Origin of the sequence: Blastococcus sp. LR1 (assembly GCF_020166105.1) — a bacterium.
Lineage (GTDB): Bacteria > Actinomycetota > Actinomycetes > Mycobacteriales > Geodermatophilaceae > Blastococcus.
On record NZ_JAIUJY010000002.1, the window covers coordinates 503,476 to 515,321 of the forward strand.

Consider the following 11,846-nt stretch of genomic DNA (forward strand, 5'->3'; position numbering starts at 1 on the left):
CAGCCGCCGCACCACTCGACCGTCAGGAGCGCTCGTGCCCGCCGCCGTGGACCCCGAGATCGCCCTGCGCGAGCTCCTCGGTCGCATCGCCCCTGGCACCGCCCTGCGCGACGGGCTGGAGCGCATCCTCGCCGGCCGCACCGGCGCGCTGATCGTGCTCGGCTACGACCGCGTCGTGGAGTCGATCTGCACCGGCGGCTTCGCCCTGGACGTCGCCCTGTCCGCCACCCGCCTCCGCGAGCTGGCCAAGATGGACGGTGCGGTGATCGTCTCCTACGACGGCACCCGGATCGTGCGGGCCGGCGTCCACCTGATGCCCGACCCGACGGTCCCCACCGAGGAGTCCGGCACCCGGCACCGCACCGCCGAGCGGGTGGCGATCCAGTCCGGCTTCCCCGTGATCTCGGTCAGCCAGTCGATGCACATCATCAGCGTCTACGTGGCCGGGCGGCGCTACACGCTCGAGCACCCCACCACGATCCTCGCCCGCGCCAACCAGGCCCTCGCGGCGCTGGAGCGCTACAAGCTCCGCCTCGACGAGGTGGCCAGCACCCTGTCGGCACTGGAGATCGAGGACCTCGTCACCGTCCGCGACGCCATGAGCGTCAGCCAGCGGCTGGAGATGGTCCGCCGCATCGCCGACGAGATCGAGGGCTTCGTCGTCGAGCTCGGCACCGACGGCCGGCTGCTCGCCCTGCAGCTGGACGAGATGCTGGCCGGGGTCGAGGAGGACCGCGGGCTGCTGGTCCGCGACTACCTGCCCTCGGGAGGCCGCCGGCCGCGCACGATCGACCAGGTCCTCACCGACCTGCGCGCGCTGAGCGCCACCGAACTGCTCGACCTCTCCGCCGTCGCCCGGTGCTACGGGCTGCCGACGTCGCCGGACGCCCTGGACTCCCCCGTCAGCCCCCGGGGCTACCGGCTGCTGGCCCGGGTGCCCCGGCTGCCCGCCGGGATCATCGACCGGCTGGTCGACCACTTCGGAGGGCTGCAGAAGCTCCTGGCCGCGACCATCGAGGACCTGCTCGCCGTCGAGGGCGTCGGCGAGGCCCGGGCCCGCGGCATCCGCGAGGGCCTCTCCCGGCTCGCCGAGACGTCGATCCTCGACCGCTACAGCTGAGGACTACTGCAGGATGAGGGGCGCGTCGCCGGAGACCTTGGTGTCCAGCCGGCCACGCAGCGCGTAGGCACCGGGTGCCGGGGCGCCACGCGGCGCGGTGCACGAGGGCTCGCTGGTCAGGCCGCCCCAGATGATCGGGAACACGACGATCTCGCCGGGCGCCAGGGTGCGGAGCTCGTCGCTGCTCTCGGGGAAGCAGTCGTTGCTGCCCCAGATCCGGCCGCCGGCGGCGTCGACCAGCACGAGCTCCTGCAGCTCCTTGTCCAGCGCCCGGACGCACGGGACCGTCGCCCGGTTGCCGACGATCAGCTCGAAGATCGGCTTGCTGCCCACGGCCGCCTGACCGGGCGTCCGCACGTCGAGGAGCAGCAGCTCGTCCAGGCACGGCCCACCGGCCTGCTGGGCCGGCGCCGCAGGGGCGCTGGGAGGCGCCACGGGCTCGCTGGGCGGTGCGACGGGCTCGCTGGGGGCCTCCGGGGTCCGCACGGCAGCGACGGAGGGCACCACGCGATCCAGAGCGGGCAGCTCGGCGGGCCGGGCGGAGGTCGGAGCGGCCGCGCCGCCGCCCCCGGCCCGCCGGTCCAGCAGCGCCACGGCGCCCCAGGCCAGCCCACCGACCACGGCCAGGACCAGCACCAGGACCAGCACGCGCCGCCGCCAGTAGACGGCTGCGCGCAGCGGGCCCACGGGGTGCAACACGCCCGGAACGGTAATCGGCGGCGTCGGCCCCGTCCCCCTCGGCGCGCCGCACCGGCCGAACGGCACACTGGGTGCCCGTGACCTCCCTGACCGCGAGCGCGCCCGGCGAACCCGCCGGTGAGGCGATCGTCGACTGGTACACGACCGCGGCCCGCGACCTGCCGTGGCGCTTTCCGGAGGTGGACGCCTGGGCCGTCCTGGTCAGCGAGGTGATGCTGCAGCAGACGCCGGTGGCCCGGGTGGAGCCGGTGTGGCGCGAGTGGATGGCCCGCTGGCCCCGACCGGCCGATCTCGCGGCGACGCCGCCGGGTGAGGTCATCCGCGCCTGGGGCAAGCTCGGCTACCCGCGGCGCGCCCTGCGGCTGCGCGAGGCCGCCGTCGCTGTCACCGAGCGGCACGGCGGCGTCGTCCCCTCCGACGTGGCCGCCCTGGAGGCGCTGCCGGGAATCGGGACCTACACCGCCCGGGCGGTGGCCTGCTTCGGCTACGGGCAGCGGCAGCCGGTCGTCGACACCAATGTGCGGCGGGTCGTGGCCCGGCTGGTGCACGGTCAGGCCGAGGCCGGCAACGCCCGCGCCTCCGACCTCGCCGACATCGCCGCCCTCGCGCCGGAGGACGACGACAGGGCGGTGCGCTTCTCCGTCGCCGTGATGGAGCTCGGGGCGCTGGTCTGCGTCGCCCGGACGCCGCGGTGCGGAGCCTGCCCGGTCCGGGATCGCTGCGCCTGGCGCCTGGCCGGCTCCCCGGCGCACGACGGGCCGCCGCGACGGGTGCAGAAGTTCGCCGGCACCGACCGGCAGGTGCGTGGGCGGCTGCTCGACGTCCTGCGCGCCGCGCACGAGCCGGTGGACGCCGCCGCGCTGGACCGGGCCTGGGACGACGCCGTCCAGCGCTCCCGGTGCCTGGACTCACTGCTCGGCGACGGCCTGGTCGAGCAGACCGCCGACGGACTCTTCCGCCTGCCGGCCTGAGCCGGGAACGCCGGAGGCCGCCCCACCCGAGCGGGTGGAGCGGCCTCCGAGGGACCTGGTGGGCCCTTACTTCTTCGTGAGGGAGGGACCCTCGCCCTCGTCCCCGTCGGCGCCCGAGAGCGCGACCGGCGGGGTGTCGGGCAGGTCGGAGGGCTTCGCCTCGCCGCGGAAGGTGAACTTCTGCGCGGCACCCTCGGCGTCGTCGACGTCCACCACGATGATCTGACCGCCGGTCAGCTCGCCGTAGAGGATCTTCTCCGACAGGGCGTCCTCGATCTCGCGCTGGATGGTGCGGCGCAGCGGCCGGGCACCCAGGACGGGGTCGAAGCCGCGGGCCGCCAGCAGCTGCTTCGCCGCCGGGGTCACCTCGATCGCCATGTCCTTGTTCTTCAGCTGCGTCTCCAGGCGGCCGAGCATGAGGTCCACGATGTGGATGATCTCGTTCTCGGTCAGCTGGTGGAACACGACGATGTCGTCGATGCGGTTGAGGAACTCCGGCCGGAAGTGCTGCTTGAGCTCTTCGTTGACCTTGAGCTTCATCCGCTCGTAGTTGCTCGTCGAGTCGTTGCCGGCCTGGAATCCGAGACCGACGGCCTTCGAGATGTCCCGCGTACCGAGGTTCGTGGTGAGGATCAGGATCGTGTTCTTGAAGTCCACGATCCGGCCCTGACCATCGGTGAGCCGACCGTCCTCCAGCACCTGCAGAAGCGTGTTGAACACATCCGCGTGCGCCTTCTCGATCTCGTCGAACAGCACCACCGAGAACGGCTTGCGCCGCACCTTCTCGGTCAGCTGTCCACCCTCGTCGTAACCGACGTAACCGGGGGGCGCACCGACGAGCCGCGACACGGTGAACTTGTCGTGGAACTCGCCCATGTCGATCTGGATCAGCGCGTCGTCCTCACCGAAGAGGAACTGCGCGAGCGCCTTGGCCAGCTCGGTCTTACCGACACCCGAGGGGCCGGCGAAGATGAACGAGCCACCGGGACGGCGCGGGTCCTTGAGACCCGCCCGCGTACGCCGGATCGCCTGGCTGACGCTCTTGATGGCCTCTTCCTGGCCGATGATCCGCTTGTGGAGCTCGTCCTCCATGCGGAGCAGCCGGGAGGTCTCCTCCTCGGTCAGCTTGAAGACCGGGATGCCGGTCCAGTTGGCGAGGACCTCGGCGATCTGCTCCTCGTCGACCTCGGCCACGACGTCCATGTCGCCGGCCTTCCACTGCTTCTCGCGCTCGGCCTTCTCGCCCAGGAGCTGCTTCTCGGTGTCGCGGAGCGCGGCGGCCTTCTCGAAGTCCTGCGCGTCGATCGCCGACTCCTTCTCGCGGCGCACGCCGGCGATCCGGTCGTCGAACTCGCGCAGGTCCGGCGGCGCGGTCATCCGCTTGATCCGCATCCGGGCGCCGGCCTCGTCGATCAGGTCGATCGCCTTGTCCGGCAGGAAGCGGTCGGAGATGTACCGGTCGGCCAGCGTCGCGGCGGCCACGAGCGCGCCGTCGGTGATGCTGATCCGGTGGTGCGCCTCGTAGCGGTCGCGCAGGCCCTTCAGGATCTCCACGGTGTGGGCGAGGGTCGGCTCGCTGACCTGGATGGGCTGGAAGCGGCGCTCGAGCGCGGCGTCCTTCTCCAGGTGCTTGCGGTACTCGTCCAGCGTGGTGGCGCCGATGGTCTGCAGCTCGCCGCGGGCCAGCATGGGCTTGAGGATGCTGGCGGCGTCGATCGCGCCCTCGGCGGCACCCGCACCGACGAGCGTGTGGATCTCGTCGATGAACAGGATGATGTCGCCGCGGGTGCGGATCTCCTTGAGGACCTTCTTCAGGCGCTCCTCGAAGTCACCGCGGTAGCGGGAACCGGCGACGAGCGCGCCGAGGTCCAGCGTGTAGAGCTGCTTGTCCTTCAGCGTCTCGGGCACCTCGCCCTTGACGATGGCCTGCGCCAGCCCCTCGACGGCGGCGGTCTTGCCGACGCCGGGCTCGCCGATGAGGACGGGGTTGTTCTTGGTGCGGCGGGACAGCACCTGCATGACCCGCTCGATCTCCTTGGCCCGCCCGATGACCGGGTCGAGCTTCTGGTCGCGAGCGGCCTGGGTCAGGTTGCGGCCGAACTGATCCAGGACCAGGGACGTCGAGGGGGTGCCCTCGGCCGGGCCGCCCGCGGCGGCCGGCTCCTTGCCCTGGTAGCCCGAGAGCAGCTGGATGACCTGCTGGCGGACGCGGTTGAGGTCGGCGCCGAGCTTCACCAGGACCTGGGCGGCGACGCCCTCGCCCTCGCGGATCAGGCCGAGCAGGATGTGCTCGGTGCCGATGTAGTTGTGGCCGAGCTGCAGCGCCTCGCGCAGCGACAGCTCCAGCACCTTCTTCGCCCGCGGGGTGAAGGGGATGTGGCCGGAAGGGGCCTGCTGGCCCTGGCCGATGATCTCCTCGACCTGCTGGCGGACGCCCTCGAGCGAGATGCCCAGGGACTCCAGCGCCTTGGCAGCGACGCCCTCACCCTCGTGGATCAGGCCCAGGAGGATGTGCTCGGTGCCGATGTAGTTGTGGTTGAGCATCCGGGCCTCTTCTTGGGCCAGGACAACAACGCGGCGGGCTCGGTCGGTGAACCGTTCGAACATCTGCTGCTTCTCCTTCGACCGGCTGGTCCGGCACTGTCCTTCCCTGGTCTGGGAAGGAGCACCCGACATCCGTCGGCGCGGGGGCACCGGTCATTCCACTGTAGTCGCGGACCACGCCGTCCTGTCGTGCATGCACAGCGACGGTGGGTGGCTGTCCGTTCCAACCGGCGCCCGGGGAGCGGTGTTCCGCCCCCGTTACGCCGTCAGCGGACGGCGGCGCGCCGCCCCGTCGGCCCCCGGGAGCGCCGCAGGCCCGGCTCCCCCCAGGGGAACCGGGCCTGGCGACTCGCTGGGCCTCCCGCCGGGAGGCCCCGTTTCAGTGCGCGGCCTCGTAGGCCTCGACGACGCTGGCCGGGATGCGGCCGCGGTCGCTGACCGCGTGGCCGTTCTTCCGGGCCCAGTCGCGGATCGCGCCGGCCTGCTCGCGGTCCATGCGACCGCCGGTGGCGCGAGAGCGACCGGCGCCGGAGGCGCGGTTGCCGCTGCCACGACCGACCTTGCGGGCGGCCGAGACGTAGCGGGCGAAGGCGTCCCGCATCTCGGTGGCGTTCTTCTCCGCCAGGTCGATCTCGTACGAGGTCCCGTCCAGCGAGAAGCTGACCGTCTCGTCGGCCGGGAGATTCTCGTCGAGATCGTCGCTCAGGATGACCTGGACCTTGCGCGCCATTCGTTCCTCGCTTTTCGCAGCGACCCGGAGGTCGATCGATAAATCGCACCCGTCGGGTACGAATCGATTAAAGCACAAGCCTCTTCTATTCGAGGCATTCAGTGCGCAACCCGTGCCCTTTTGTGGTGAGCGAAGAAGGCGACGATCAGGAACTAATTGGTCTCACCAGCGGAAAGAGGATGGTCTCCCTGATTCCGAGTCCGGTGAGCGTCATCATGAGCCGGTCCATCCCCATGCCGACCCCGCCGGTCGGCGGCATCCCGTACTCGAGGGCCTCCAGGAAGTCCTCGTCCAGCGCCATGGCCTCCGGGTCACCGGCCGCCGCCAGCAGGGCCTGCTGGGTGAAACGCTCCCGCTGGACGACCGGGTCGACCAGCTCGGAGTAGCCGGTGCCCCGCTCGATGCCGCCGATGTAGAGGTCCCACTTCTCGGCCACTCCGGGCTCCGACCGGTGCGCCCGGGTCAGCGGCGAGGTGTCCACGGGGTAGTCCATGACGAAGGTCGGGTCCTGCAGCGACGGCTGGACGAGCGCCTCGAAGATCTCCTCGACGACCTTGCCGTGGATCCAGGCCGGGTCGACGCCGATGTCGTGCCGCTCGGCCAAGGCGCGCAGCTGCTCGATCGGCGTCCCGGGGGTCACCGTCTCCCCCACCGCCTCGCTGACCAGGTCGAACAGCTTCACCTGACGCCATTCCCCGGACAGATCCACTTCGGTGCCGTCGTGGTGCCGGGCGATGTGGTCGCCGAACAGCGCGGCGCAGCTCTCCTGGACGAGTTCCCGGGTGATGACGGCGACGTCCTGGTAATCGGCGTAGGCCGCGTAGAACTCCAGCATCGCGAACTCCGGCGAGTGCGAGCTGTCGGCCCCCTCGTTGCGGAAGTTCCGGTTGATCTCGAACACCCGGTCCAGGCCACCGACGATGCACCGCTTCAGGAACAACTCGGGGGCGATGCGCAGGTAGAGGTCGAGATCGAAGGCATTCATGTGCGTGCGGAACGGCCGTGCCGCCGCACCACCGTGCACGGTCTGCAGCATCGGCGTCTCGACCTCGGTGAAGGCGCGCCGGTCCAGGCCGGCCCGCAGCGTCGCCATCATGGTGGCCCGCTGCCGGACGGTGCGCCGGGCCTCGTCGCGCACGATGAGGTCGACGTAGCGGCGGCGGACCCGCAGCTCCTCGCTCATCGGCTTGTGCGCGACCGGGAGGGGGCGCAGCGACTTGGCGGTGAGCTGCCACGAGTCGGCGAAGACCGAGAGCTCGCCGCGACGCGACGTCCCGACCTCGCCCTCCACGAAGACGTGGTCGCCGAGGTCGACGTCGGCCTTCCAGGCAGCCAGGGCCTCCTCGCCCACGCGGTCGCGGGAGAGCATCACCTGCAGCTCGGCGTCGCCCTCGCGCAGCGTCGCGAACGCGAGCTTGCCGGTGTTCCGGGAGAAGATGACGCGGCCGGTGATCCCGACACGCTCACCGGTCATGGTGTCCGGCTCGAGCTCGGGGTGGGCGGCCCGGACGTCGGCCAGCGACGTCGTCCGGGGCACCGAGACCGGATAGGGGTCGGTGCCCGCCTCGCGCAGCCGGTCGAGCTTGGCGCGGCGGACGCGCATCTGCTCGGGCAGCTCCTCGCTGCCGTCGTCGACGCTGCCGGGGCCGTTCGGTCCTTCGCTCACGGAGGCAGAGCGTACGGGCGGCTCAGCGCGAGGCTTGCGCCTGATGCCGGGAGAACGCCAGCCGCAGCCCGTGCACGGTCAGGTCCGGCTCCTGCTCGCCGATCGACGCGCAGCTGTCGACCACCACCGGCGCCAGCCCTCCGGTGGCGACGACGACCGGTGCGGTGCCGAACTGGGCGACCAGTTCCGCGGCGATCCGGGTGACCAGACCGTCCACCAGACCGGCGAAACCGAGCACCAGGCCGGACTGCAACGCGGCGACGGTGTTCTTGCCGATCGCGTGCGGCGGGCAGGTCAGCTCGACCGAGCGCAGCTGCGCGGCCCGGCTGGCCAGCGCGTCCAGGCTGACCTCGACGCCGGGAGCGAGCGCACCGCCGAGGAACTGCCCGTCCGGGCCGACGGCGTCCACGTTCGTGGAGGTGCCGAAGTCGACGACGACCACCGGCCGGGCGTGACCGCCGGGTCCCCGGCCGAACAGCTCGTGCGCGGCCAGGGCCGTCACGACGCGGTCGGCGCCGACCTCGCGGGGGTTGTCCACGTGCAGCGGGACGCCGGTGCGCACGCCGGGCCCGATGAGCGTGACGGGCACCTCGAGGGAGTCCAGCAGCTGGCGCAGCGACGGCAGCAGCGCCGGCACCGTCGAGCAGGCGGCCACGCCGGACACCTCGGTGTCGCGCAGCAGGCCACGCCACACCATGCGGAGCTCGTCGGCGGTCGCGCGGGCGGCGGTGGTCACCCGCCACGAGCCGATCCGGCGCTCGCCGTCGAAGGTGGCGAGGACGGTCTGGCTGTTGCCGACGTCGACGGTCAGCAGCACGAGGTCACCGGATCGGGACGCCGAGGTCGCTGCGCTGCTGGTCGGTCGCGCCGGGCACCGGGGCCGAGGGGTCCGCGCCCAGCTCGACCACCCGGTTGGCGCCGTCGACGTGCACGACCCGCGGGATGTAGCTCTTGGCCTCGGTCTCGTCCATCACGCCGTAGCTGATCAGGATGACCATGTCGCCGGGGTGCACCAGGTGCGCCGCGGCGCCGTTGATCCCGATGACGCCGCTGCCGCGCTCCCCCGGGATCACGTAGGTCTCCAGGCGCGCGCCGTTGGTGATGTCGACGATGGCGACCTGCTCGCCGGGGATGAGGTCCGCGGCGTCGAGGAGGTCCTCGTCGACGGTCACCGAGCCCACGTAGTGCAGGTCGGCCTGCGTGACCGTGGCGCGGTGGATCTTGGACTTGAGCATCGTGCGCATCATCGGTCTGCTCCCAGCTGGATCGCGATGTTGTCGAGGAGTCGGGTGCTGCCGGCGCGCACGGCGACGAGCAGGCGGGCGGGACCGGCGGACGGCGTCGGCCCCAGATCGGTATCGGTGAGTTCGAGGTAGTCCTGGACCAGGTCGGGGTGCTGGGCCAGCACAGCGCCGGCGGCGGCGAGCACGGCGCCGGCTCCCTGCGCTCCGGCGGACGCCCCGGCGCGCAGCGCCGCGGAGACCGCGGCCGCGGTGGAGCGCTGCTCCGGCGAGAGGTAGCGGTTGCGGCTCGACAGCGCCATGCCGTCGTCCTCGCGGACGGTGGGCACGCCGACGACCTCCACGCCCAGCGCCAGTTCCCGGGCCATCGCCCGGATCAGCGTGAGCTGCTGGTAGTCCTTCTCCCCGAAGAGGGCCAGGTCGGGCCGGACCAGCCCGAAGAGCTTGGAGACGACGGTCAGCACGCCGGCGAAGTGGCCGGGGCGCACCGCGCCCTCGAGCACCGCGCCCAGCGGCCCCGGATCGACCGTCACGCCCAGCGCCCCGGCCGGGTAGACCTCCTCGACCGTCGGGTGGAAGACGACGTCGGCGCCCTCCTCCGCGAGCGCGGCGAGGTCGGCGTCCCAGGTGCGGGGATAGCGGTCGAAGTCCTCGCCGGGACCGAACTGCGTCGGGTTCACGAAGACCGAGACGACGACGCTGCCGGCGCGCTCGCGGGCGGCCCGGACCAGCGTCCGGTGGCCCTCGTGCAGCGCTCCCATGGTGGGCACCAGCGCGACCGGCCCGGGCAGCTCGTCGCGGAGCTTGCGCAGGTCGGCGGCGGTCTCGGCGATCACCGGCGTCATCGCGCGGCCTCCTCGGGCGAGCCGCTGAGCAGGTCGAGCAGCGGAGCGCCCTCGTGCCGCTTGAGCCGGCCGGCGGCCAGCGCCCGCTCGGTGGTGCGCCGGGCCATCGCCACGTAGGCGGCGACCGAGTCGGGTGCCCGCTCGGCCAGGGTGTCCAGGTGGGCGGTGACGGTGCCGACGTCGCCGCGGCTGACCGGACCGGTGAGCCCGCGGTCGCCGCGGCGCAGGCCGTTGTCCAACGCGGCGGTGAGCAGCGGGGCGAGCACGCGCGCGGGGTCCGCGACGCCGGCGGTGCGGAGCAGGTCGGCGGCCTCGGCCACCAGCGTGACCAGGTGGTTCGCGCCCGTGACGAGCGCCGCGTGGTAGAGCCCGCGGTCGGCCTCGGCGACGAAGAAGGGGTCGCCGCCCATCTCCAGCACCAGGGTCTCAGCGACCGGCCGGTGCTCCGGGCGGCTGGTCACCCCGAAGGGCGCGTCGACGAGCCGGTCGGCGTCCTCGGGAGCGCCGGAGAAGGTCATCGCCGGGTGCAGCGCGAGGGCCAGCACGCCGGCGTCGGTCGCGGGGGCCAGCACGGCCAGTCCGTGCGCGCCCGAGGTGTGGAAGGCCAGCTGCCCGGCCCGCCAGGCGCCGGTCTCGGCGAGCCCGGCCACCAGGCCGGGAAGGATGTCGTCCGGCACGGCCAGGACGACGAGGTCGGAGGCGGCGACGACGGCGTCGGCGGGGACCAGCGGAACGCCGGGCAGCAGCCTGGCGGCGCGCTCGGCGGAAGCAGCGGAGAGGCCCGAGGCGGCGACGACGTCGTGGCCGGCGGCGGCGAGAGCGGCACCGAGGACGGCGCCGACACGGCCGGCGCCGATGATCCCCACGCGCAGGCGCGCAGGTGCGTCGGAGGCCGGCGGGAGACCCGCGGCTCGGGTCCTGCGGGCAGCAGGCATCGGTGCACCTCTCGTTCCAGTCCCGTGCGGGTACCGGACGTCGGTCGCGGCCACTGGTGGCCGCGGGGTGGTCGTGCGGGTCGTGCGTCCGGCCGGCGCCCGCTGCAACCGGATGTGTCACGCGGGCGACGTGCCGATGGCGAGTGTGGAACCGCTTCAGACGCTCCGCAACGTCTGGCGTCTGTGTCGTAGCTCACCGGGGGTGCCGCTCCCCCGCGGACGGCCGCCGTCCGCGGCCCCCTACCGTGACCCTCGGCACATCGACGACAGGAGACATCGTGCGCACGTTCGAGGGACGCACCGCCCTGGTCACCGGCGGCAGCCGGGGCATCGGGCTGGGGATCGCCAAGAGCCTGGTCGACCGCGGAGCACGGGTGGTCCTGACCGCCCGCAAGCCCGACGCGCTGACCGAGGCTGTCGCCGAGCTGGGCGGCCCGGAGGTGGCGGTCGCCGTTCCGGGCAACGCCGGCGACCCGGCGCACCGGGCCGAGGCGGTCCGCACCGCGGTGGACACCTTCGGCAGCCTCGACGTCCTGGTGGGCAACGTCGGCATCAACCCGGCGTACGGGCCGCTGATGAACCTGGAGCTCGACGCCTTCCGCAAGATCATGGACACCAACGTCGTCTCCGCGCTCGGCCTGGTGCAGGAGGCGTGGCGGGCGTGGATGTCCGAGCACGGCGGCTCGGTGCTGTTCGTGGCGTCGGTCGCCGGCCTGCGCTCGTCGCAGGAGATCGGCGCCTACGGCGTGAGCAAGGCGGCACTGATCAACCTGACCACCCAGCTGGCCGTCGAGCTGGCGCCGAAGGTGCGCGTGAACGCGGTCGCCCCGGCCGTGGTGAAGACCCGGTTCGCCGAGGCGCTGTTCGAGGGCCGCGAGACCGAGGCCGCCCAGGCCTATCCGATGGCCCGGCTCGGCACGCCCGAGGACATCGGCGAGGCCGCGGCCTACCTGCTCGGCGAGGGCGCGGGCTGGGTCACCGGCCAGACCCTGGTGATCGACGGCGGAGGGCTCTCCCGAGGGCCCAGGTAGCAGGAGAACTCCGCTGGGCGGCCCCCTCGCAGGGCCCCTGCGCGAGCCTGCGAGCGGTGGGGGG

At 72.7% G+C, this 11,846-nt stretch carries 11 protein-coding genes; 3 read left to right on the forward strand and 8 right to left on the reverse strand.

Going from position 1 to position 11,846, the window contains the following annotated elements; genetic code table 11:
- Nucleotides 1-34 precede the first annotated feature (34 nt).
- Nucleotides 35-1,120 carry a DNA integrity scanning diadenylate cyclase DisA gene (disA, locus tag LBW97_RS07080; RefSeq protein WP_224498700.1) on the forward strand — a complete coding sequence of 362 codons (1,086 nt, stop codon included), beginning with the start codon at nucleotides 35-37 and terminating at the stop codon, nucleotides 1,118-1,120.
- Nucleotides 1,121-1,123: 3 nt separating this feature from the next.
- Here the strand turns inward: disA and LBW97_RS07085 are convergent, their stop codons facing one another.
- A complete protein-coding gene (locus LBW97_RS07085; RefSeq protein WP_224498701.1) occupies nucleotides 1,124-1,819 on the reverse strand; it encodes a MucR family transcriptional regulator in 696 nt (231 codons plus the stop codon).
- A 77-nt stretch (nucleotides 1,820-1,896) separates the two neighbouring features.
- On the opposite strand from LBW97_RS07085, the gene LBW97_RS07090 reads away from it, so the two are divergent.
- The gene (locus tag LBW97_RS07090) at nucleotides 1,897-2,790 is read left to right on the forward strand and encodes an A/G-specific adenine glycosylase (protein WP_308010434.1); all 894 of its coding nucleotides are present in this window, start codon (nucleotides 1,897-1,899) and stop codon (nucleotides 2,788-2,790) included.
- Between the two features lie 66 nt (nucleotides 2,791-2,856).
- On the opposite strand, the gene LBW97_RS07095 is transcribed toward LBW97_RS07090, so the two are convergent.
- The 7 genes from LBW97_RS07095 to LBW97_RS07125 all read right to left on the reverse strand — a co-directional run bounded on the left by LBW97_RS07095 (nucleotide 2,857) and on the right by LBW97_RS07125 (nucleotide 10,751).
- Entirely contained in the window at nucleotides 2,857-5,397 is a 2,541-nt protein-coding gene (locus tag LBW97_RS07095) for an ATP-dependent Clp protease ATP-binding subunit (RefSeq protein WP_224498702.1), read from the reverse strand.
- Nucleotides 5,398-5,713: 316 nt separating this feature from the next.
- Nucleotides 5,714-6,064, reverse strand: coding sequence for an Lsr2 family protein (locus LBW97_RS07100; RefSeq protein WP_224498703.1), 351 nt, complete (start codon nucleotides 6,062-6,064; stop codon nucleotides 5,714-5,716).
- 145 nt (nucleotides 6,065-6,209) lie between these two features.
- Nucleotides 6,210-7,667: a lysine--tRNA ligase gene (gene lysS, locus LBW97_RS07105; protein ID WP_255600619.1), complete on the reverse strand. Its 1,458-nt coding sequence runs from the start codon at nucleotides 7,665-7,667 to the stop codon at nucleotides 6,210-6,212.
- 85 nt (nucleotides 7,668-7,752) lie between these two features.
- Nucleotides 7,753-8,547 (reverse strand): type III pantothenate kinase, encoded by a 795-nt coding sequence (locus LBW97_RS07110; protein WP_224498705.1) that lies wholly within the window; start codon nucleotides 8,545-8,547, stop codon nucleotides 7,753-7,755.
- A gap of 4 nt (nucleotides 8,548-8,551) precedes the next feature.
- Nucleotides 8,552-8,977: an aspartate 1-decarboxylase gene (gene panD / locus LBW97_RS07115; RefSeq protein ID WP_224498706.1), complete on the reverse strand. Its 426-nt coding sequence runs from the start codon at nucleotides 8,975-8,977 to the stop codon at nucleotides 8,552-8,554.
- Nucleotides 8,974-9,816, reverse strand: coding sequence for a pantoate--beta-alanine ligase (gene panC / locus LBW97_RS07120; protein WP_224498707.1), 843 nt, complete (start codon nucleotides 9,814-9,816; stop codon nucleotides 8,974-8,976). The genes panD and panC overlap by 4 nt, the downstream gene beginning before the upstream one ends.
- On the reverse strand, nucleotides 9,813-10,751 hold the full coding sequence (locus LBW97_RS07125) for a Rossmann-like and DUF2520 domain-containing protein (protein WP_224498708.1): 939 nt from the start codon (nucleotides 10,749-10,751) through the stop codon (nucleotides 9,813-9,815). Before LBW97_RS07125 ends, panC begins: the two co-directional genes overlap by 4 nt.
- A gap of 278 nt (nucleotides 10,752-11,029) precedes the next feature.
- Between LBW97_RS07125 and LBW97_RS07130 the strand changes: the two genes are divergently transcribed.
- The gene (locus LBW97_RS07130; RefSeq protein ID WP_224498709.1) at nucleotides 11,030-11,782 is read left to right on the forward strand and encodes an SDR family oxidoreductase; all 753 of its coding nucleotides are present in this window, start codon (nucleotides 11,030-11,032) and stop codon (nucleotides 11,780-11,782) included.
- Nucleotides 11,783-11,846 lie beyond the last annotated feature (64 nt).

Excerpts from the sequence above, each read along its gene's own strand:
- LBW97_RS07095 (WP_224498702.1), bottom strand. The coding sequence starts at position 5,397 with ATGTTCGAACGGTTCACCGACCGAGCCCGCCGCGTTGTTGTCCTGGCC.
- LBW97_RS07100 (WP_224498703.1), bottom strand. The coding sequence starts at position 6,064 with ATGGCGCGCAAGGTCCAGGTCATCCTGAGCGACGATCTCGACGAGAAT.
- lysS (WP_255600619.1), bottom strand. The coding sequence starts at position 7,667 with ATGCGCGTCCGCCGCGCCAAGCTCGACCGGCTGCGCGAGGCGGGCACC.
- panD (WP_224498706.1), bottom strand. The coding sequence starts at position 8,977 with ATGATGCGCACGATGCTCAAGTCCAAGATCCACCGCGCCACGGTCACG.
- panC (WP_224498707.1), bottom strand. The coding sequence starts at position 9,816 with ATGACGCCGGTGATCGCCGAGACCGCCGCCGACCTGCGCAAGCTCCGC.
- LBW97_RS07125 (WP_224498708.1), bottom strand. The coding sequence starts at position 10,751 with ATGCCTGCTGCCCGCAGGACCCGAGCCGCGGGTCTCCCGCCGGCCTCC.